This is a genomic window from Aureibaculum marinum (genome assembly GCF_003813905.1).
GTDB lineage: Bacteria > Bacteroidota > Bacteroidia > Flavobacteriales > Flavobacteriaceae > Aureibaculum > Aureibaculum marinum.
This window is the reverse complement of sequence record NZ_RPFJ01000058.1, coordinates 1-22831: the sequence shown is the minus strand read 5'-3', so window position 1 is coordinate 22831 and position 22831 is coordinate 1. Positions and strand designations below refer to the sequence as shown.

Below are 22831 nucleotides of genomic sequence, written 5' to 3'. Positions count from 1 at the left end.
TTATCTAATTTTCAATGTAATTATGGATAATACCGCCAACATAATTCCTACAATCCAAAACCGAACTACAATTTTACTTTCGTGATACCCTCTTTTTTGATAGTGATGATGTAAAGGCGACATTAAAAAAATACGCTTTCCTTCACCATATTTTTTCTTGGTATATTTAAAATAACTAACCTGTAAAATCACCGATAAATTTTCCGCTAAAAAGATACCTGCCAAAATAGGAATCAATAATTCTTTACGTACAGATATTGCCAACACAGCAATAATACCCCCCACAGTTAAACTACCAGTATCTCCCATAAATACTTGTGCAGGATAGGTGTTGTACCACAAAAACCCGATAAGACCTCCAACAAAAGCACTAATATAAATGGTCATCTCGCCAGAGTATGGTATATACATCACATTGAGATAACTAGAAAAAATGATATTACCAGAAACCCAAGCAAAAACACCCAAGGCCAATACAATAATTGAAGATGTACCTGCAGCCAACCCATCAACCCCATCAGTTAAATTAGCTCCATTAGATACTGCAGTTATGATAAAAATTACAATTAGCACAAAAGGAATCCATGCATATTTCTTATAATCATCACCCAACCATGTTACCAATTTAGAATAATCAAATTCGTTATTTTTCACACCAGGGATGGTAGTTTTTAGAGATTTTACCTCTTCACCAAATACGCTAGATGGATTTGCCGCTTGCATCTGATGTGACTCTACCGCAATTGGAGTATTCAACTTTTCTTTTATTACCACTTGCGGTGAAAAATAAAGCATCAAACCCACAAAAACACCTAAACCAACTTGACCAATTACCTTAAAGCGACCTTTCAATCCATCTTTATTCTTTTTAAATACTTTTATATAGTCATCAATAAAACCAATAAGTCCCATCCATACTGTAGAAACTACAAGAATGATAATATAAACATTGTCTAATTTTGCAAAAAACAGCACAGGAATTAATGTTGCAAGAATAACAATAATACCACCCATAGTTGGAGTTCCTGCTTTTTGAACCTGACCATCTAACCCTAAATCTCTTACACTTTCTCCTACTTGAAGCCTTCTTAATTTATCAATGATTCTTCGTCCAAAAATGGTAGAAATCAATAAAGAAAACACAAACGCCATTGCTGATCGGAATGAGATATATTGAAACAATCCCGCTCCAGCCAAATCATAATGTTTATCTAAATAGTCAAATAAATAATATAACATCTATCTTAATTTGTGTTTATTTTTGTAATTCCTTTAATATTTCTGTAACAATTTCAAAATCATCAAAATGGTTTCTTACACCATTAATTTCTTGGTACGTTTCATGTCCTTTACCTGCTATCAATAGAATATCTCCTTTTTCTGCCATTGCACCTGCTGTTTTAATAGCTTGTTTTCTATCAACAATTGACAAGTATTTTTTAAAATTTTGAGGCTCTACTCCAGCCTCCATATCATTAATGATAGTTTGGGGATTCTCACTTCTTGGATTGTCAGAAGTAAAAATTACCTGGTTAGACAATTGCGTAGCTATATGTGCCATTTTTGGTCGCTTAGTTTTATCTCTATCACCTCCACAACCAACTACAGTAATTACTTTTTCGTTAAAAGTTCTAACAGCACTTATGGTCTCTAAAACATTTTTTAGAGCATCTGGAGTATGAGCATAATCTACAATTGCTATAACTCCATTATCAGAAATCAGATACTGAAAACGCCCGCTCACACTTTCCAACTCACTCAGTATGCGTAAATTTTCAATAGACTCAACACCTAATAGGTCAGCCACCGCATAAATTGCCAGTAAATTATATGCATTAAACGTACCGATTAACTTAGACCAAACCTCATTCCCATTAATAGTCAACAACAATCCACCTAATTGATTTTCTAAAATTTTAGCTTTATAATCCGCAATTGTTTTTAATGCATAAGTATATTTTTTAGCCTCACAATTTTGCAGCATTACCATACCATTTTTATCATCAATATTCACCAAGGCAAAAGCCGTTTTTGGCAACTCATCAAAAAATGATTTTTTAATATCTCTATATTCTGCAAAATTTTTATGATAATCTAAATGATCATGAGACAAATTGGTAAAAACACCCCCCACAAAACTCAATCCTTTAGTACGTTTTTGATGAATTCCGTGAGAACTCACCTCCATAAAACAATGCGTAACCCCATTGTCAACCATTTCTTTTAAATATCCATTAATAGCTAATGAATCAGGTGTGGTATGAGTAGCTGTATATTCTTGATCATTTACCAATACTTTAACCGTTGACAACAACCCAACTTTAAAGCCCGCTTTTTTAAATAGATTATATAATAAGGTAGCAATAGTGGTTTTTCCATTGGTACCAGTAATCCCAACTAATTTTAACTGTTCAGAAGGATTTCCATAGAAATTATCAGCCATTATAGCCAAAGCTTCTTGAGAGTCTTTTACAACCACAAAAACCACTTTTGAATTTAAATTATCAGGCAAATCTTCACAAACAATTACCGAAACACCTTTATCAATAACAGACGGAATAAATTTATGAGCATCTACAACAGTTCCTTTAATAGCAATAAACACATCGTTTTGATTCACTTTTCGCGAATCAAAAGCAAGCTTATTTATATTGATATCAGTACTTCCATATACTGCTTCAACCGCAACCCTATACAATATGTCTTTTAACTTTTTCACGAAAGTGTCAATTCTACTATTTTAGTTCTATCAAATTTTTCACCTGCTTTTACAGACTGCTGTTTTACTTTTCCCGTTCCTTTAAAAACTACTGTCAACCCTAAATTCTCTAACAAAGCAACAGCATCCATACCATTCATATTTTTAAGATTAGGCATGGTTTCATACTTTTTATTAACCTTTACATTATAGCTTTCAAAATTTTCAACGAGCAATTCAGGACTTTTTTCATACTGCTTAACCTCATCAATTACAGGTTTTTTAGTATAAATTTTATGAGCTATTTTCTTAAAAACAGGAGCTGCAACAACATTACCGTAATAGCCAATTTTTTTATTAGGCTTATGAATAATTACTATACATGAATACTCAGGATTATCAGCCGGAAAATAACCCGCAAAAGAAGCTATATACTGCGTATTGTCAGTCCAATATTCCGTTTGACAGGTTCCTGTTTTACCAGCCAGCTCGTAATTTTTATTATAAATATTAGTAGCCGTCCCCTTCTTTACCACATTTCGCATCAACGCCTTCATTTTATCAATTGTCTCTTGAGAGGCTATCCTAGGATTTAGAACCACTTTATCAAAACTCTCAACCACCCTATCTTGATCTCTAATTTCTTTTATAAAACGAGGTTTCACCATTTCTCCATTATTAGCAACCGCATTATAAATTGCCAATGTTTGCAAAGGAGTCAAATGCACACCATAACCATGCGTCATCCAAGCTAATGAAGTTCCATACCAATTTTCTTTATCATTTGGATTAGGCAATCTTGGCTTCCCTTCTCCCTTAATAGGTAGATTTAATTTATAACCCACTCCCATTTTATGCAATCCATCAATAAACTTTTGAGGATTGTTACCATAAGCCTTTTCAATAACCTTAACCAAACCTACATTTGAAGAAACTTCAAAAACTCGACCCATAGAAATTTTACCATAACCACCTCTATGAGAATCCCTTACAGTTCTATTATATATTTTATAGGCTCCATTTCCAGTATCTACTACAGTAGAAGTATCAATAACTTTATCTTCCAAAGCCACCATCATACTCATCAACTTAAATGTAGAACCTGGCTCGTGCGATTCACCAACCGCATAATTTAATCGCTCGTAATAATTTCCTTTTTTATTACGCCCTAAATTTGAGATTCCTTTTATTTCGCCCGTTTTAGTCTCCATAACCACAACTGTACCATGATCTGCCTCAAACTTTTCCAATTGCTCCAACAAAGCATGATGAGCTATATCTTGAATATTTAAATCAATTGTGGAAATTATATCTTTACCATCAACAGGCTCAACCTCGTTATTATCATTAAGTGGTTTCCACTGACCTTTTGCAATTTTTTGCTTTAAACGCTTACCATTTCTACCTCTTAAATACTCATAAAAATTACCTTCAATCCCCACTTTACCTCGATAATCATCATACCCAACAGCCCGCTCAGCAATTTTACCTATAGGATGCTCTCTAACTGTGCGTTGCTCAGTAATAATACCTCCTCTATAAGTACCCAAATTAAACATGGGGAAAGATTTTATTTTCAAATAATCATTGTAACCAAGATTTCGAGTAATAAATAAATATCTATTTTTTGTTTTTCTACCTTTACGAATATAACTCTCCCAATATCCAGCCGATTTACCTAACATTTGAGACAATGACTTACTCAACCCTTTTATATTCTTTTCAAAATTTTCATCAGAAACAGTTACAGGATCCATTCTTATATCGAACCTAGAAACTGATGTAGCCAACAAACTACCATCGGAGGAATAAATATTTCCACGATTGGCTTTTACCACCCCGTCTTTAATAGTTAAACTCTCTGCTTTTTTCTTATAAAAATCACCTTCAACAAATTGAATTTCAATTATTTTATAAGTAATTCCAAAAGCAAACAGAAACATTGCCCCTGCAAGCAAATACAACCTATTTAATATGTTCTTTTTCTCTATTGCCAATTTTTACTTTTCTTTTACTACAATTTTATGTGGCGGATTATCAGGAATAAACAACCCTTGCTCTTCTAACTTTTTAATAATGGCCGACTCCATTTTAAGCTTCATTAAATCAGACCGAGTAGCAATAAAAACATCACGCCTCTCTCTCATTTCTTTATTAAGAATTGCTATATCTTGAACCTTTTTATCAATCGCATGAGAACTCGCAATCATCACAAGAGCCAACCCTGCTAAAAAAACAAGCATATACCAATTTTTAGAAGCACTTTCATCTACTAAAAACTTACCTTTTAAAATATTATATAATGTCTGTTTAGCCTTTGCCATTATAATTTTGTTGCTATTCTTAACTTAGCACTGCGTGCTCTATTATTACCTTTAATTTCTTCTACCGACGGCACTATCAATTTTCCTTTTTTAAATGGAACCGAAATATTTCCATAAAAATCTTTTTCTGGCTCACCTTCAAACATTCCACTTCTGATATATCTTTTCACTAATCTATCCTCTAAAGAGTGATAAGAAATAACACTCAACTTCCCTCCTTCTTCCAACAAATCTTCGGTTTGCAACAAAAACTCTTTTAAAACCTCTAACTCTTCATTTACCTCTATCCTAATTGCTTGAAATATCTGAGCTAGTATTTTATGCTCTTTACTCTTTGGCAAAAATTGTTTTAAAATTTCTCTGAGCTGAAAACTAGTCTTTATAGGATGTTCTTTTCTCTCAGAAACAACAACTCTCGCTAAGGCTTTTGCATTTCGTAGTTCACCATATTGAAACAGCACATCTGCCAACCTCTTTTCACTGTACTGATTAATCACCTTATAAGCCGATTTATCAGATTTTTGATGCATTCTCATATCCAATTCAGCATCAAAACGAGTAGAAAAACCCCTTTCAGCAACATCAAACTGATGCGAAGAAACCCCTAGATCCGCTAGAATTCCATTTACTTTTCTTACTCCATAAAATCTTAAAAACCGAGATACAAACCTGAAATTTTCATGAATTAAAGTAAACCGATCATCATCTATTGCATTCTTTAAAGCATCTTCATCTTGATCAAAAGCAAACAACCTTCCTTCAGCCCCCAACCTCTTCAAAATTTCTTTAGAATGACCTCCACCACCAAATGTCACATCTACATAGACACCATCAGGCTTTATCTCCAAACCATCAACACTCTCTAAGAGCAAAACAGGATTATGATAACTCATCAGGAATATCATTTTCGCCACCCATTACCTCCTCAGCCAACTGAGCAAAGTCACCAGTAGCATCATCAATTGCTTTTTCATAACTAGCTTTATCCCAAATTTCAATAATATTTACAGCTGACGACAACACCACTTCATTAGTAATACCCGCAAAAGAGTGCAAATCTTTTGGTATTAACAACCTCCCAGAAGCATCTAAATCAACTTTTTTAACACCAGCAGTAAACCTTCTAATAAAATCATTATTCTTTTTCACAAACCTATTTAGCTTATTTACTTTTTGCATCAACACATTCCACTCACTCATTGGGTAAATTTCAAGACAAGGCTGAAACACCGCCCGCTTGATAACAAACCCCTCTTCTAACACTGAGCTTAGCTGTTTTTTTAGCGGAGAGGGCAACATCAACCGACCTTTTTTATCAGCCTTACATTCGTATGTCCCAATCAGGTTTACCACTTTATATGAAATTTAATTACAAATATACAGAATTTTACCACTTTTTACCATTTTTTACCACTTTGTTAATAACTTTCTCCACTTCATTTTATTGCATTGATTTATAGGTTTTTAAAATTGATGACCACTTTTTTAGAAATAAAAGCTGTATGATTTTAAAGAATTGCAATATTTTAATCCAAAATCATTATTTTTGTCATTAATGCAACAAACCAATAATTAATGGGAATCAATTACAAAAAAGAAGGAAAATTTAACTACTTGGAAGTTGGCGAAGGTAGGCCTATTATTATTCTACATGGATTAATGGGTAATCTAAGTAATTTTGACAAGGTTTTTGAATATTTTTCCTCTAAGGGATATAGAATCCTAATGCCTGAATTACCAATTTACAACCTTCCGTTATTAAAAACCAATGTTAAAAACTTAGCCAAGTTTATCAAAGCTTTTACTGAGCATAAGCAACTAAATAATTACATTTTATTAGGCAATTCTTTAGGTGGGCATATTGCACTATACTACACCAAACAATACCCTGAAAAAGTTGACGGAATAGTACTTACTGGAAGCTCTGGGTTATATGAAAACTCAATGGGAGAAAGCTATCCTAAACGTGGTAATTACGAGTATGTAAAACATAAAGCAGAGAGTGTATTTTACGATCCAAAAGTAGCTACAAAAGAGATTGTTGATGAAGTTTATGAAAGTATTAACGACAGAAACAAACTTATTCGAACGCTTGCCATTGCCAAAAGTGCTATTAGACATAATATGGCCAAAGATTTACCCAACATGAATGTTCCTGCAGGATTAATTTGGGGCAAAAACGACGAAGTAACCCCTCCGGAAGTTGCTGAAGAGTTTAATGAACTATTACCAAAATCGACTTTATACTGGATAGATAAATGCGGACATGCTCCTATGATGGAACATCCTGATAAATTTAACGAGTATTTAGAAGATTGGTTAACTAAAGAGAATTTATAAAACAATTTTCAAAAAAAAGAACCTGTATTGACTCAAATGGTTAGCTAAAAATAGCCAGTACTATTTTTAACTAAATTTACAACCTTATACTGTTAAATTTTAAAGTAACTATTGTGAAAATAAAAACCGCTGAATTTGTAGTAAGCAATACAGATATAAAAAAATGTCCGAAAGATTCAATTCCTGAATATGCTTTTATTGGACGTTCTAATGTAGGAAAATCTTCCTTAATAAACATGTTGGTCAACAAAAATAAGTTGGCCAAAACCTCAGGAAAACCAGGGAAAACCCAATTAATTAACCATTTTAAAATAAACAACGAATGGTTTTTAGTTGACTTACCAGGCTATGGTTACGCTCAAGTATCTAAAAGCAAGCGTCAAGTTTTTCAAGATTTTATCACAAGCTATTTCTTAAACCGCAATCAACTTGTTTGCACATTTGTATTAGTAGATAGCAGACACGAACCTCAAAAGGTAGATTTAGAGTTTATGCGTTTTTTAGGTGAAAATGGCATTCCTTTTATGTTAATTTTCACAAAATCTGACAAGTTAAAACCAGCTGCCATTACTAAAAATTTACAAATTTTTAAAAATAAAATGTTAGCTGCTGGATGGGAAGCTGTTCCTAGAATTTTTACAACTTCAGCTACTCACAAATCCGGCAGAGAAGAATTATTAAATTATATTCAAGAACTAAATAAGATTGTAACCTCTGAAGATAATTTTTAAAAAAACTAAATTTATTCTCAACAACTTCTCTTAACAATAAAACAATTTCTTTTTATTATAAGTTCAACAGATTAACTACAAATCATCTAAATGAAATCTACCAAGGACAATTTACAAGTTTTACATGAAGACAATCACATTATTATAGTAAACAAACGTGTAGGAGATATTGTACAAGGAGATAAAACTGGAGATATGCCTTTAAGCGACATTGTTAAACAATATATCGCAAATAAATACAACAAAAAAGGAAATGTGTTTTTAGGTGTAGTACATCGTTTAGATAGACCTACAAGTGGCATTGTAATTTTCGCTAAAACTTCAAAAGCTCTTGAACGCCTTAATAAAATGCTACGTACAAAAGAGATAAAAAAAACCTATTGGGCCATTGTAAAAAACAAACCTGAAAAAGAAAGAGACACCTTAATTCATTACTTGAAAAAAAATCCTAAAAATAATAAGTCTACAACTTTTCCTAAGCCAACAAAAGATGCCAAAAAAGGTATTCTACATTACCAGCTACTAAAAACATTAGACAACTATTTTTTACTAGAAGTAAATTTAGAAACAGGCCGCCATCATCAAATTAGAGCTCAATTGGCAGCTATTAAATGCCCTATTAAAGGCGACTTAAAGTATGGATCTAAACGCAGCAATACTGATGGTGGTATCAGCTTACATGCTAGGGCAATTGAATTTATACATCCAGTAAGCAAAGACACAATTTCAATAATTAGTGAGGTGCCATCTGACCCAATTTGGCAAAGTTGCGTTTTATAAATACAACCTTTACTCATCTTTTAAACAACTAAAATAATAGAATTATTACCTCTTAGTTTGCTTAAACTTTTCTTGAAGCATCTCATCGATAGGTCGGTTTTCTATTTTACTTTCTAACCACGACAAAATATCTAAATATAAAAAAGCTCTTCTTTCGTAAGGATTGTCTTCATATTGCTTTAAAGTTGTGTGGAGTTTTCTAAATTCTTTTTTAAATTCATGCGGATAAACATCTCCAATAGTTCGTAAAAATTTCATCATTTCTTCCTGCACTTTATTTAGTTCATTCATTTTTAATAGAAACTTATAGGTACTTTTTAATTGTACCTCTAAATGATAATCCAATCCTACTTCATAATGAGCAAACAAACTAAGTATTCGAGAAAAACACAACAAGTCTTCACGCATTTCTAGCGTTTTATTATTGATAATTTTATCTAGATATTCGATACATTTTTTACAATCTCCTGCACCAAAATACAAACTTGCAATTTTGTAATAAAAAATCATTACATGATGATCATCTATTCGATCTCTATATTGTTTTATTCCTTTTAAAATCTCATCAACTAAAGGCAATCCCTCCTTAAAAGAACCTTCTAAAAAATGTAAATTAAGTTTGTTTATGTAGAGATACATAAAACATAATACATTTACATTATCTTCATTTGGCAATAACTTTTTATTCTCAATTATCTCTTCAAACTTATTTAAAGCTTTTTTAAATTTTGAATGATACTGTGTATAAAAAAGAGATTCAAGTAAATAATGATATCCTTTTAAAAAGAATACTGGATTTAAACGAATCATACTTTCGTTTTTCAGAAATAAATTGACCCATTTGCTAGAATATTTATAAGAATTTAAAAAGTCTTGAGTTAAGATACTATACCATAAATGCGACTTATACAACCATAACTTTTCTCTGAATCCTAATTCTGAAAGTTTAAATTTAGGCATTCTTGCATTAAAATATTCTGTTATCTCTTGGTATTGTTCATTATTTTTTGCATAACCAGATTTTAACAAAATACCATATAGCTGTAATGACAAATTAGACAATTTACTAGTAATCGTATTTTGAATACTTAACATTTTTGCCTGCTCGGTTAACTCATCTGCTCTATTGCTTAAACTTCTAGTAATAAACTGAGACTCTATAACTTTTTCTAACTCTACAATTTCATAAGCTAATATTTTCTCTTCATTTTCAATTGCAGAATTTTTAGCCTTATCTAATAATTTTAAACTCTGTTTATACAATCCTTTGTGATAAAGAATAGTAGCAAAATCTAATTGTTCTCTAAGTTGAGCCCTTGTATTTTGATGCAATGGATTTAACCTTAAACTAATTAAAATTTGCTTATATAAATGTGCTTTCAAATTTGAAAGCTGAGCTTTTTTAACAATTCCACTCTTAAGAATAGATTTTTCGTCATACTTATTTAACTTGTCAAGCAAATTAAAAAGTGCTAAAAATTTAGAATCTGTATTACCACCAAGACGACCAACATAGAGCTTAAATTGTCTTTTTTCTGATTTTGATAATGATTTTACTAAAACAAATAGGTTATCTTTTTGCGGGCTAGTCATTGTAACAAATAAAGTGATATTTAGTTTATTATCAGTGTTTTAAATACTTCACACTATAGTTAAGCATTGTAAAAATACATTATATTTTGCTTTATAATGCGTAACAAAATATAAATTCGTTTTTTAATAAAGAAATTTAGTATTAAAATAATGAGTAAAGAGAAAGTCCAAATATTTGACACAACCTTAAGAGATGGAGAGCAAGTCCCTGGTTGCAAGCTAAATACAAAACAAAAATTAGTCATTGCACAACGTTTAGACGAATTAGGTGTAGACATTATTGAAGCTGGTTTCCCAATTTCTAGTCCCGGTGACTTTAAGTCTGTTGAAGAAATTTCTAAACTTGTAAAAAACGCTACGGTTTGTGGTTTAACCAGATCTGTTAAAAAAGACATTGAAGTTGCCGCTGAAGCATTAAAATATGCTAAAAGACCTAGAATACATACAGGAATAGGAACTTCAGACTCTCACATACAACATAAATTTAACTCAACACATGAAAAAATTATTGAACGAGCAATTGATGCCGTAAAATATGCAAAATCATTTGTAGAAGATGTTGAATTTTATGCAGAAGATGCTGGTAGAACAGATAACGAATATTTAGCTCAAGTGTGTGAGGCTGTTATTAAAGCTGGAGCTACTGTATTAAACATTCCAGACACTACTGGATATTGTTTACCAGAAGAATATGGTGCAAAAATAAAATACCTTAAAGAAAACGTAAAAGGCATTGATAAAGCCATTTTATCTTGCCATTGTCATAACGATTTAGGGTTAGCAACTGCCAATTCAATTGCTGGCGTTATTAATGGAGCTAGACAAATAGAATGTACCATAAATGGTATTGGAGAAAGAGCAGGAAACACCGCTCTAGAAGAGGTTGTTATGATTTTAAGACAACACCCTTACTTGAATTTAGACACCGATATAAATGCTCAATTACTATATGACACAAGTCAAATGGTGATAGAAAATATGGGCATTTACGTACAACCAAACAAAGCAATAGTTGGTGCAAATGCGTTTGCTCATAGTTCTGGAATTCATCAAGATGGAATGATTAAAAACAGAGAAACCTATGAAATTATAGACCCAAAAGAAGTTGGTGTAACTGATTCTGCTATTGTTTTAACCGCAAGAAGCGGTAGAGCAGCTTTGGCTTATAGAGCTAAAAAAGTGGGTTACGAATTGACCAAAATTCAATTGGATGAAATTTATCCAATATTTTTAAATTTTGCCGACAAAAAGAAAGAAATTGCTGATGAAGACATCCATGAAATTATAAAAGCAAGTAGTATTGAAATTTCGGCCATGGCCTAATTTATAGACTAATAGTAAATATAAAAAAAATAAAAATTGATATAAAGAATAAATAGATGAAGTTAAATATTGCAGTTTTACCAGGAGATGGTATTGGGCCAGAAGTTACAAAACAGGCAAAAAAAGTATTAGAAGCAGTTGCACATCAATTCAACCATACTTTTATATTTAAAGAAGCCTTAGCAGGTGCTGTGGCTATTGACAAAACAGGAGATCCTTTTCCTAAAGAAACATTAGACCTGTGTTTAAATACAGATGCTGTACTTTTTGGTGCTATTGGCGATCCTAAATACGACAATAATCCTTCTGCTAAAGTTAGACCTGAGCAAGGTTTATTAAAAATGCGTAAAGATTTAGGTTTATTTACCAACATAAGACCTGTTAAAGCTTTTGAACAATTATTAGATAAATCTCCATTAAAAGAAAATATTATTAAAGGTGCCGATTTAACCATTTATCGTGAACTTACCGGTGGTATTTATTTTGGTGAGAAAAAAATTAGTGAAGACGGTAAAACAGCTTCTGATTTAGGAGAATACAGTGAGTATGAGATTGTAAGAATAGCTCATGCTGCATTTAAAGCCGCTCAAAAAAGAAGAAAAAAAGTTACTCTTGTTGATAAAGCAAATGTTTTAGAGTCTTCTAGATTATGGAGAAAAGTAGTAACGAGAATAGCCAAAGAATACAAAGATGTTGAGCTTGATTATCTTTTTATTGATAATGCTGCAATGCAAATGATTTTAAACCCTACACAATTTGATGTTATATTAACTGACAATTTATTTGGTGATATTATTTCAGATGAAGCAAGTGTTATTGGTGGCTCTATTGGATTATTAGCTTCTGCTTCTGTTGGAGAAAAATACGCTGTATTTGAACCTATCCACGGATCTTATCCTCAAGCAACTGGTAAAGGTATTGCCAACCCTATTGCTTCAATTTTATCTGCAGCAATGTTATTGGAACATTTTGGACTTATGGAAGAGGCTAAATTGATTCATAAAGCGGTTGACAAATCATTAGAATTAAAAATTTCTACACCTGATATTTTACCCGATTCAAAAATTACAACCACAAAAGTTGGTGATTTTATTGCTGATTACATACAATATCCGGAAGATACAAATATAAATTATCACAATATCCATATAGGGCAATCTACCATAATTTAAAATTTGATTGATTAATAAAAAAACCACGCCTATCGCGTGGTTTTTTTTTACTTCGGTTTTATATTGTTGCTAAAATTTTCCTTAAAAATGAAGAGCAAATCCAATTCTAAAAGAAAGTGGATTGTAATCTCCATCTCCAGCATCTTCATTAAATCCATAATCATATCTTACTCCTGGCTCAATACTCACATTTTGTCCTAAAAACCAAGCATACCCCACTTGTGCTCCAACATATATAGGATTCCAACCTTCTGAAGAAGCTCCGTTTACATCAATACCAAAAGGAATTTTACCATTAATATAGTATTTTCCTCCAAGCTTGTAAGAAAAAACCCCATCATCATAACTTGAGTCACCGTAACCTAACCCTGCTTTTACAGCCAAGTTATCTGCTACAAAATAACCTCCTTCAACACCAACATTCCACATAGAGTCGCCATCAATGTTTGTAAAAGAAAAACCTGTATTACTACTAGAAGCTGATCCAAAATTTGTATTAGCCTCTATCAACCATTTTCCTTGTGAAGTCTGACTCTCATTTTCTTCTTGAGCATTTACATTAAAACTAAATAATGCAACCGCTGCAATTACTAATAATTTTTTCATGATTAAATATTTTATTTTTTATTAGCCCATTTAACGAACTCTCACAACTTTTATTTTAATTAAAATTTCTGAAAAATACACTCAATTTTAACATACGCTACAATTAATTAATTTATAACATTTTAAGACTTCTCTTTTTTTTAAAAAAATTTAAATAAATAAACAAGCATCATATTAGAGATAATACATTTACAAAAAAAGCCACAATTTTTAGTTGTGGCTTTTTCAAAATTACTTTTGTTGGTTTACCTCTCTATCTTATCAATTAACAGAAATTAGATTTATATCAAAAAGAAGTACAGACCCACCGGGTATACCTGCATAGTCTGAATTACCATACCCAAGATGAGCTGGAATAAGCAATAAACCACTTCCACCCTCTTTAAAATAAGTAATTCCTTCTGTCCATCCTTTTATAACACGTTGTAAATTAAATGAAATTCCATTGGCATCACTTTCATCAAAAACAGTTCCGTTGGTAAAGTAACCTTTATACGCTACAGTAACATCAGAAGTAGCTATAGGCTGTTCACCTTCTCCGGGTTCATCAATAACATAGTATAATCCTGAACTGCTTTTTTGAGCATTTAAATTGTTAGACTCAATATATGCTAGAATTTCTTGTTCGTTTTGCTCTCTATAATCTATAGATTCATCATTGTTATTACACGCTGTAAACAATATAATTACTAAAAATACTATGGCATATTTTCTCATATAATTTTATTTTTTAAGCGTCAAATATAAAGAAAGTTGTAGTGTAATTAACGTTAAATTTTACACTTTTTTATGGCAAAAAAATGGACTTATTTCTAGTCCATTTTTTAGTTACTCTTGTACTGTTATTAAACAGAAAAAACTTCGTTACTATTTGTAAATGCTTTAAATTCTAAAGGGTTTCCACTAAAATCAAAAACAAACATGGTGAATTGTTCTCCCGTTTTTCCAGCATATCTTTTCTGTGGTTTAACAACAAATTCTATTTTTTCTTCTTCTAATTTTTTCTGTATTCTTTTAAACTCATCTATTTCTAACAAACAACCAAAATGTGGTATTGGAACATTAATTCCGTCTACTTTACCACAATAATCAAGTTTAGGAAAATTATCACTTACATGAGCGGATAATTGATTTTCAAAAAAATTAAAATCTATCCAACTGTCAGTTGACCTTCCTTCTTCACACCCTAAAATATCTACATAAAATTTACGGGTTGAATTGATGTCTTTTACTTTAAAAGCATAGTGAAATTTACTCATAAGATTTACTATTTTATATTTTTATTGGTATGCTTTTAAGGATGTGCTATATCACACTCCAATACACAACCTTTTTGCTGTTTTTACTATTACCAAAAAATATGATTATATTAAATTATTGTAAAGGTAAAGTCTTTTTACCACAGACATTTATTCTGTCTGCTATTTATTTTACACTAAATTCTAATGAGTTAGAACTAAATAGTTTTTTATTTTTTGGTCTAGAAACTTTATAACTTCCATCTCCATTAGGTTTAAAATCATCAAAATAATCGGTTTCACTTTTATAGACAAAATAAACAAATTCACTTGGTTTTATTTTGTATTTACCTTTTCGTTTCGGGGTAAGTTTCATCGAAAAAAGTAAGTTTTTTAGGTATAAACTATCATTTAAACGTTCCATTGTAGTTTTATCCTTAAAAGGATCCCAATCAAACTCTTCCAGGTAAAAGTTTTCTTCAATATATTTTTCTAGGGTTGCATTTCCAGAAACTTTATAAAAATCACTTTCCATTTCTATGGCTAATTCATTTTCTTTCCCTTCAATTTTTGGCATTGAAAAATCATTATCTGTATTAGTAGTAATTTTACTTACGTTATAATATTTACTGTACTCATATAATGTAATTGAAATGGTATCATTTAAGCTATACTTCTTTTTATCAGAAGTTAGTTTTAATACAATATCGTCTTCTGTAACGTTTGGTAAGGCATCAACAACTTCTACAATTTTTGGTTCAGATATTAACGTCACACTATCTGAAATTCCTTTAACTATTGGAAGGTTTATTTTTCCTGTTTTGGTAGGGATTATGTTTGTATAATACTCTAAGTATTTGTTGCCATTTAGCTCCGTAATTTTTTTTGAAGGATAATCATTTAGCTCCAATCCATCTACATTTTCTATAGAAATACTATCGGTAAGTTTTAGTCCTTTAAAAAGAACTTTCATTTTATTGGTTGTGTTATTTTCTAGCTTTGGTTGTATAATAACAATAACATCTTCATCAACTTTTTGACTGTAACAACTTGTAAAAAATAGCACATAAAAAGCTACTAATAGTATGTTTTTCCTAGGCATTTTGTTAATCTTTATTTATTAGAGTTGTTATTTAATAGCAAGAAAAAAATAAAATTAAAAACACCAAATTATAAAATTTTAATCATCTGATCTTAACATTAGACAAGGTTAACCAGCTCTACTTATTTCCATTTCCAATCTAATTCAGATGAAAATAAAATTTGGTTTTCTACTGCTATATCCTTTATTTTTTTTCTTATGATATTAACATTATCTAATTCAGATTTTGGTATAATTAGATAAACTCCTGTATTAATTACAAAAAAGAAATGTGTACCTATTTCTATAATTTTTTCTAAAGAAGAATAATCTATTTTAGACGTTCCGGTTGTATCGTTAATTTCTAATTCTTTTTCCTGAAAAAAAAGATGAAATTCTTTTCCAAAATTATTTTTATAGTTTTCTTCAACCAACTTAAAAAATCGTTTTTTTAAAACATTTCTATAAAAATAAGGAAACAAAAATATGCCTAAAATTAATATAGGAATAGCACCTAAATAATGTCCTATCTCAATTTGATCTTTATAAAAGTATATTATTAAGGCTATAGAAAATATTATTAAGGTTACAAATAACCAAACTTTTAATCGTTGTTTTTTAGAGGTTTTATTATTGGAATTATAGTATAAAACCTGTTGTAAAAAATCATTTGAATTAAGCTTATACCTTAAGTGCATTTTATAATATTATCAATCTATTATTTTTATTTGTTTTTGTAGAAACAGACAAGAACTTTAACAGTCTTTGAAATACATATTTTTCTATATACATAACACTAGTTCCCTATTACAATAATGTTGCAAAGAACTACTTTTATTACCAGAAAAATAATCTCCTATAAAAATAAGTAATTAAAACAACCAATATTGTATAGCTGTAAAAATATGAAAAATAACGAAGAACTAATTAGTATTGTTATTTCATATGACAATAGATTTATGTTCATTGTCATTTACCATGGTAACAAGCTAAAAGTCAATTTACGTTTGTAATTGATATCCTCTTCTAGAAGTTTATTTATTTTATAGTTTAAATTAAGTATTATAACCTCAACCTTATTAAAAATTTTCATGGGTAAGTTCATTATTTATCATAGCTCCCGTTATGTTTCCTCCATAAACGGCAGTAGCTACTGAACGCATCAATGAACTATTGTCTCCACAAGCAACGATGTCTTTTTCTGTAGTTTTTTGCATAAAATTTACTTCAATATGCCCAAGTTCTGTGAAATTACAACCTAACTCTGCGGGTATATTACAACTTTGCTCAATAGGAATAGAAGTATAATCACAATCAAAATTTTTGCTGCTATCATCTTTGAATATTATTTTTTCCATTTGTCCATTTTGGTATACAATTGAAGAGATTTCTTTTTCAATGATAATAATCTTATGCTGCTTTAACTTTTCTAGTTGCTTTGCTTCAAAATCTTTTGCTCCTGAAGTGAGAATTGTTATTTCTTTGGTTAAATAAGTGACTAAAGAAGCAAGATGAAATGCTCTTTCTCCATTAGCAATAATAGCCGTTTTATGATCTCTTATTTAGTAACCATAACAATTAAATTTATTGAAGATACCGTGTTACATTTATAAAAAACAAGCCGTATAAGGTTATTTATGATTTTGTAACGTTTCAAATACTATCTTCCAAGAATCATCTGATTGCCTTTTCCAATTTATAATGTAAGTACCAACATTTTTAATAGTATCTGAATTTTCTTTATTAATAAATATTTCATTAAAGGTATTATAAGAAATAGCCATATCTTCAGAGGGAATAATTGTTGGTCTTCCACGGTTAATAAGTTGCACATCATATTTAGCATAAATTCGTTCCCATTGTGATCTTAACGAATCTTTGGTAAAATGTTGAATTGGTGAGTCCGGATAAATAGCTGTGTAGTTGTCAGCGTAAAACTCAATCCAATCATAATCAAACCTTTCATAAACTGCATAAAGGCTGTCAACTTGTTTAGTAATTATGGCTTTTAGTTCTGAATCAGAAGTTTTTGTTAATGTCTGGTCATTTTTGTCCATTTTACATCCTATTAAAACAATAAGGAGTATAACTGTTAGAGATACATGTGATTTTAATTTTTTCATATTGGTTAGTTTTAATTATACACTAAGTTTTTGAAGTACGAATAGCGACTTAACTTTACTAAGAAAATAAAAACTATAGCAGTCGTCTATAAATAACAATCCCTCTACAAAATATAGCTTTCTATTTGTATAAAATTGTGAAGAACCAGTTGAAATAACAGAACTACAACATCCTGATACATAAAGAAGTTAAAGCAACCTAATTATTCCGTGTCATTGTAAAAATAAGAAAAATATATAACTCAAAAAACAAACTTTTTTTACCACATTTTTTACTACTGTGTCTTATTAGATATTCTTTTAACTATAACTTTAGCTTGACTTACAAGTTCAATTGTGTAATTTAGAATAAATTCAGAGGTTGATTTTTTCTTTAGTTCGTATTTTAAGAGACATTTTTACAATTCCAAAGTCGAAATATCAGATATCCAATTTGTATTAAAATCAGTCCGTTAAAAATTGGTGCCTGATTTTCAAATCCAACAACGTTATTTGTAATCCATTAAAAAAAGTCAACACTCCAAAAAGTTAACATATAAACAATTCCGATAATTGATAGAATTATCAGTAATATTTTAATAAGTTTTGTCATATTCTATAGCAACTGGCTATTTTGATACAGTTGTTATTCAGATAATTTATTTTGAATATTATCTGGATTATTTGCTAACTCTTCTTTTAAATATTGTTGATATGTGAAATTTAAATCGTTTCTTTTTTCACGTTCATTGGTAAAGTCTTCCCAATAAGTAATTCCTGGAAGTCCTGGATAATTTTTCATTATTGGTAACACATTTAGAGTAGCGTGAATTCCGTAATGTTGGTTTGTATAAGATAAATGATATAACATATTATTTTCAATATCTTCCCAAATGAATTTAGAAGGTAAATTGTCAATTTTGTTTATTTTACTTTAATTTATTTTGGTGAACCAATCAGATTGTTGCCACCGTCTCGGCTATGCTTAGTTACGCGGGTTAGCTCTTTACTTTGCAAGTACGTACTAAATTGAAAACCCTATCGGATTTTCAGAAGTAAGCGAGAACAAGCAATTAGTGATAGCCATTGTTGTGCTTTCGTTATTTTTTTTCTTCAAGATATACTTCAATTAATTTTTCAAGTTGTTTTGCATTTTGGTAGAGACGCAAGCGTGCCATGTGAGAACTGTATAGCCTTGCTTTGATCAAACTATAGTTATCAAGGACTTTATCAATTTCAGTTTCGGATAAATCGAAGTAAGTAGGTGAAAACTTTACGGGTTTCACACCTGATTTCCATCGCTGTGGAAACATTTCTTCTACTAATGGATACACTTTGACCAATTCAGAATTATTTTTGATATAGTTTCTGTAAAATTGGTTATTAATATCTTCATGCTTTATAGTCTCTACAAAAAGCCGATAGTAAATTTGAGTTGAAAGCTTGACTTTTTCTGATTGTAATAGGTTGAGTTTTCCTGATGATTTCATATCCTCAAATACAACGTTTTGCCCTTCAAACCAATGTTCTTTTGACACAAAGAGTGAATTTGAAATATAGGTTTGCACCTGCGAATTTTCTACGCCTGCTTCCGTAGTTCTTAATAAAAAAGATAATGCATCTAATTTTAGCGTATCTCCTTTAAAATGCCTTTCAAGTTCATCAATATCATTTATTAGATTGCTTTGAATCCCTTTAAGGTAGGCAATTTCCAAATCTTCATTCTTTCTGTTTTCATTCCAATTATTAATACTTAATGCGATGAGAATTCCAATGACTACTAATACAATTTCTCCAATGGCATAAAGTAAATATTTACTGAATTTATTTTCAGAGAGTAGTCGCTGTCTTATGTGTCTGAAGAACTTAATCATGTTTTAGGATTTTAAATCTTCTGCAAGCGGCTATCTCTACCAAATGTCTGGCAGACCTTTGATTTTGCTTTGCAAAATTGTGTTTCGATAATCTAAAGAATTTTATCATTTGTTATAGGTTGGTTATTTTGCTATATACTCTGTTACCATACGTTTTTATTTTTTCAATTTAATCCATTTAAAACCATGGATAATTGCAATCAAATTTCAAGCAAGAAGATATATCCAAATGTTAGACATATAATCTGTGACATAATGGGCAAGGATAATCTGGCAAACATAATGCAAATTGAATATTAAGCTTGTCTAAAAAGTACTTACCAATCAATATTAGATTGCCAACCATCAAAATCAATAATATCTTAGTTCAGCTATTCATTTGTTAATTGCACCAATCGGTTCCCCAATCAGTATGTCCCCGTCCATCCCAACATTTTCTATTTGTTTTGATTTCATGAACTATCCATTTTTCGCCTGTCAGTTCAGCTGTCATAACAATTTTAGTTGCTCTTTGCGAGTCATCTTCTTGCTCATCATGAATTAGTGTAACTTCTATTAATCCGTTACCTAATTCTTTACTTTCTATTTCAAGCTTAGGCATGCCTTCATTAGGAGGATAGTTGTAATAGATTTCAATTAATTGTTCTGCTGTTGCAATGTCAGTTCTTGTTTCAATCTTTTTATTGAATTCTGCTGGGTCTTTAATATCAAAATTCTCCGAACAAGACGTCAGAAAGATTATTGCTATTAAAAGTTCAAAAATTCGTTTCATATTTTTTTCAATGGCTTGTCCTGAAATATGGCTCGTAGCGTACAAATTAGCGATTATTTTCGGATTAGGCACAAGCCAGATTTTAAAATTTTACTATGTATCTTTTTTATTGAAAATAGTCAAATAAAAAAATTTGACAGACTTTATAAAAACACACTTAACCTTGCAAGTACAAAGCAATCTGAAAATCTGCGTGAATTTTCAGATGTACGCTTTAACTAGAAATAAAGTATGCCAAGTGTTGGCATTTTGTTAATATTCAGATGCTGATTGTTTTATTAAATTTATACATTCAGAATATATTTGTTCAAATGACATCCCTTTTTCTGGTTGATACTCATTCAGTTTTGCATAAATATCCTTTCTTATATCTTTGCATTCATTTAGAAAAAAATTGTGTCCATCATCTTTTGAATTTAGTCTATGTTGTAGTAACCATTGTAAAGGATTTATTATAAGATGGTCAACTTTGTCTTTTATTTTAACATCATTACAATCCTCACAGATAGATTTGTATTGACTTAAATCTCCAATGTATATATTTAATAACTTATCTGTAAATAAATGTGCTGTTTCGTGGTACAAAATTCCCCGTCTATTGTCATCTAATTCCAATATTTCGTTAGTAGAAGTTGATTTGTCAGGTGTTTCACAAATATTCCCTAAAATAGTTGCTCTTTTCTTTGGGTTATATTTATCGTAAAACGATACAGCTTTATTGTTTGCACTATTTGTTAACTCAACAAAAACAATCAATTCTAATCCCTGTTCTTTAGATTGGAAAAAGTTCACTATGTTATCAAAAAGTTTTTCTTCATTAACTTGCTTTTCGATAGTTTTTATAGCGTTGCGATAATAATTTTTATTATTCTCAACAAACATTTTGAAATTAGACTTTTTACTAAAGTCAATCAGAAGAGTTTGTAATGAGTCAATTTCTTTTCTTGTAATTTTAAAACCCGTAAGTTCTTTAGAGTAAATATCATCAAATTCAAAAGTTTCAAAATTTTTAAACATCAATCCAATTGTTGGAAAATCAAACAATATATTTGGTGAATCATCTATGTATTTTATTAATTGATGATTTTTAAACTCCTTGAAGTGGTTATTTACACGTTTTGAATATTCAGTATCACAAGGAAGCATTTTTGGATCAATATAGTCTTGTACTGCCAAATTAAATGCAATTCTTAAAATTTCAATTCTTTCGTCCACTTTAAAAATTACTTGATTAGTTTTTTCTTTTTCTGCGATAATTGTTTCCGTTGATTTTTTTTCTTTACAAGCAAAAAATATTATTACTAAAAATAGGTTAACTAGAATTGATGTTTTCTTCATTTTTTTTATTACAAAGACTTTTCTATTTCTTGTTTGTTATAGTTTGGCTCAATGTTTACTACCGGTTGGGCTATGTTTGTAAGCCGTTATTTTTTTGTCATAAAATAAAATTCACGTTCTAATTCGTGCTTCATTCGTTTTGTACTTCTCCTCATTATGAAATAAGGAATTCCGAACATAAAAGCCGCGTGTATTAGTATAAATGGTAATGCAAATCCAGCACCATTTCCTTCAATATTATCGGCCATAAAAAATACTCCGATAAATATGGAATAAAAAACAATTGCAAATAGATAAAAGGGAATCATCATTCCACTAAATCCGTTTATTTCGGTTTCAATAATTAGTTTTTCATTACTCTGTCGATAAGTTCCACTTGCGACTGCTAAATTCATATTTGTATCGAAAAATTTTCTCCTCCTCTTTATCTTGAATCCTTCATGTCCAACTTGCCCTTTATACTCATTCTTGCTTGAAGAAAAAACATCGAAAGTGTCAGAAAACATTCCTGTACTTCCTTCATCAACATGTTGTTTAAACTTTGATACAAATTCAGTTTTTTGAATTTCAACATCTGTTGTCAAATACTCTATGAGTTTTATTTTCTTTAAAAATTCTTTCACGTTTGTTTTTTAATGGCTTACGTTGTTGTATAAGCTTTGTTGCATGTTTAAGCACTAAAGTTAGCAAATAAATCACAGATAGAAAGTCCGCGAGGATTTTCGTAAGTAGGCTAGAACCAACAATAAATTTTGTACGGTGTTAGCTAACGTTTGTTATTTCTAAATTTTAATAAATTCTTATAATTCAGTGTCCTCTTTTAAGTCCTCCGTTTCGCAAAAGTATTTATCTTCCCAAA

Annotated in this window: 24 protein-coding genes; 5 read left to right on the top strand and 19 right to left on the bottom strand. The window is 30.4% G+C overall.

Going from position 1 to position 22831, the window contains the following annotated elements:
* Genes mraY through mraZ form a run of 6 tightly spaced genes read right to left on the bottom strand, consistent with a single transcriptional unit; the run spans position 1 to position 6375 of the window.
* Complete coding sequence (gene mraY / locus EGM88_RS14550) at positions 1-1239, bottom strand: phospho-N-acetylmuramoyl-pentapeptide-transferase (protein ID WP_123899156.1); 1239 nt, start codon at positions 1237-1239, stop codon at positions 1-3.
* A gap of 16 nt (positions 1240-1255) precedes the next feature.
* Positions 1256-2719, bottom strand: coding sequence for a UDP-N-acetylmuramoyl-L-alanyl-D-glutamate--2,6-diaminopimelate ligase (locus EGM88_RS14545; protein WP_123899155.1), 1464 nt, complete (start codon positions 2717-2719; stop codon positions 1256-1258).
* On the bottom strand, positions 2716-4695 hold the full coding sequence (locus tag EGM88_RS14540) for a penicillin-binding protein (protein WP_123899154.1): 1980 nt from the start codon (positions 4693-4695) through the stop codon (positions 2716-2718). Before EGM88_RS14540 ends, EGM88_RS14545 begins: the two co-directional genes overlap by 4 nt.
* Positions 4696-4698: 3 nt before the next feature.
* The gene (locus EGM88_RS14535; RefSeq protein ID WP_123899153.1) at positions 4699-5022 is read right to left on the bottom strand and encodes an FtsL-like putative cell division protein; all 324 of its coding nucleotides are present in this window, start codon (positions 5020-5022) and stop codon (positions 4699-4701) included.
* Positions 5022-5915: a 16S rRNA (cytosine(1402)-N(4))-methyltransferase RsmH gene (rsmH, locus tag EGM88_RS14530; RefSeq protein ID WP_123899152.1), complete on the bottom strand. Its 894-nt coding sequence runs from the start codon at positions 5913-5915 to the stop codon at positions 5022-5024. Before rsmH ends, EGM88_RS14535 begins: the two co-directional genes overlap by 1 nt.
* Positions 5902-6375, bottom strand: coding sequence for a division/cell wall cluster transcriptional repressor MraZ (gene mraZ / locus EGM88_RS14525; RefSeq protein ID WP_123899151.1), 474 nt, complete (start codon positions 6373-6375; stop codon positions 5902-5904). Before mraZ ends, rsmH begins: the two co-directional genes overlap by 14 nt.
* A 222-nt stretch (positions 6376-6597) precedes the next feature.
* Here mraZ and EGM88_RS14520 point away from each other — a divergent pair, with 222 nt between their 5' ends.
* From EGM88_RS14520 to EGM88_RS14510, 3 genes are all read left to right on the top strand, one after another.
* Entirely contained in the window at positions 6598-7362 is a 765-nt protein-coding gene (locus EGM88_RS14520) for an alpha/beta fold hydrolase (RefSeq protein WP_123899150.1), read from the top strand.
* A gap of 113 nt (positions 7363-7475) precedes the next feature.
* Positions 7476-8093, top strand: coding sequence for a ribosome biogenesis GTP-binding protein YihA/YsxC (gene yihA / locus EGM88_RS14515; RefSeq protein WP_123899149.1), 618 nt, complete (start codon positions 7476-7478; stop codon positions 8091-8093).
* Positions 8094-8183: 90 nt separating this feature from the next.
* Entirely contained in the window at positions 8184-8873 is a 690-nt protein-coding gene (locus EGM88_RS14510) for an RluA family pseudouridine synthase (RefSeq protein WP_123899148.1), read from the top strand.
* A gap of 45 nt (positions 8874-8918) precedes the next feature.
* On the opposite strand, the gene EGM88_RS14505 is transcribed toward EGM88_RS14510, so the two are convergent.
* A complete protein-coding gene (locus EGM88_RS14505; RefSeq protein WP_123899147.1) occupies positions 8919-10466 on the bottom strand; it encodes a hypothetical protein in 1548 nt (515 codons plus the stop codon).
* A 150-nt stretch (positions 10467-10616) separates the two neighbouring features.
* Here EGM88_RS14505 and EGM88_RS14500 point away from each other — a divergent pair, with 150 nt between their 5' ends.
* On the top strand, positions 10617-11789 hold the full coding sequence (locus tag EGM88_RS14500) for a 2-isopropylmalate synthase (RefSeq protein WP_123899146.1): 1173 nt from the start codon (positions 10617-10619) through the stop codon (positions 11787-11789).
* A 56-nt stretch (positions 11790-11845) separates the two neighbouring features.
* On the top strand, positions 11846-12961 hold the full coding sequence (gene leuB, locus EGM88_RS14495; protein WP_123899145.1) for a 3-isopropylmalate dehydrogenase: 1116 nt from the start codon (positions 11846-11848) through the stop codon (positions 12959-12961).
* A gap of 81 nt (positions 12962-13042) precedes the next feature.
* On the opposite strand, the gene EGM88_RS14490 is transcribed toward leuB, so the two are convergent.
* The 12 genes from EGM88_RS14490 to EGM88_RS14435 all read right to left on the bottom strand — a co-directional run bounded on the left by EGM88_RS14490 (position 13043) and on the right by EGM88_RS14435 (position 22556).
* Positions 13043-13567, bottom strand: a complete 525-nt coding sequence (locus EGM88_RS14490; protein ID WP_123899144.1) for an outer membrane beta-barrel protein — start codon at positions 13565-13567, stop codon at positions 13043-13045.
* Positions 13568-13828: 261 nt separating this feature from the next.
* Complete coding sequence (locus tag EGM88_RS14485; RefSeq protein WP_123899143.1) at positions 13829-14284, bottom strand: FKBP-type peptidyl-prolyl cis-trans isomerase; 456 nt, start codon at positions 14282-14284, stop codon at positions 13829-13831.
* 128 nt (positions 14285-14412) lie between these two features.
* Positions 14413-14826: a VOC family protein gene (locus EGM88_RS14480; RefSeq protein WP_123899142.1), complete on the bottom strand. Its 414-nt coding sequence runs from the start codon at positions 14824-14826 to the stop codon at positions 14413-14415.
* A 166-nt stretch (positions 14827-14992) separates the two neighbouring features.
* Positions 14993-15907, bottom strand: a complete 915-nt coding sequence (locus EGM88_RS14475; protein WP_123899141.1) for a hypothetical protein — start codon at positions 15905-15907, stop codon at positions 14993-14995.
* A 122-nt stretch (positions 15908-16029) separates the two neighbouring features.
* Positions 16030-16584, bottom strand: coding sequence for a YcxB family protein (locus EGM88_RS14470; protein WP_123899140.1), 555 nt, complete (start codon positions 16582-16584; stop codon positions 16030-16032).
* Positions 16585-16965: 381 nt separating this feature from the next.
* On the bottom strand, positions 16966-17424 hold the full coding sequence (locus EGM88_RS14465) for an NAD(P)/FAD-dependent oxidoreductase (RefSeq protein WP_262696491.1): 459 nt from the start codon (positions 17422-17424) through the stop codon (positions 16966-16968).
* A gap of 93 nt (positions 17425-17517) precedes the next feature.
* Positions 17518-18009 (bottom strand): YybH family protein, encoded by a 492-nt coding sequence (locus tag EGM88_RS14460; RefSeq protein ID WP_123899139.1) that lies wholly within the window; start codon positions 18007-18009, stop codon positions 17518-17520.
* Between the two features lie 625 nt (positions 18010-18634).
* Entirely contained in the window at positions 18635-18859 is a 225-nt protein-coding gene (locus tag EGM88_RS14455) for a hypothetical protein (RefSeq protein WP_123899138.1), read from the bottom strand.
* A 229-nt stretch (positions 18860-19088) separates the two neighbouring features.
* Complete coding sequence (locus EGM88_RS14450; protein ID WP_123899137.1) at positions 19089-19862, bottom strand: DUF6090 family protein; 774 nt, start codon at positions 19860-19862, stop codon at positions 19089-19091.
* A gap of 382 nt (positions 19863-20244) precedes the next feature.
* Positions 20245-20706: a hypothetical protein gene (locus EGM88_RS14445; RefSeq protein ID WP_123899136.1), complete on the bottom strand. Its 462-nt coding sequence runs from the start codon at positions 20704-20706 to the stop codon at positions 20245-20247.
* A 180-nt stretch (positions 20707-20886) separates the two neighbouring features.
* Positions 20887-21972, bottom strand: a complete 1086-nt coding sequence (locus EGM88_RS14440; RefSeq protein WP_123899135.1) for a DUF4932 domain-containing protein — start codon at positions 21970-21972, stop codon at positions 20887-20889.
* Positions 21973-22058: 86 nt separating this feature from the next.
* Complete coding sequence (locus EGM88_RS14435; RefSeq protein ID WP_123899134.1) at positions 22059-22556, bottom strand: hypothetical protein; 498 nt, start codon at positions 22554-22556, stop codon at positions 22059-22061.
* Positions 22557-22831: the final 275 nt, after the last annotated feature.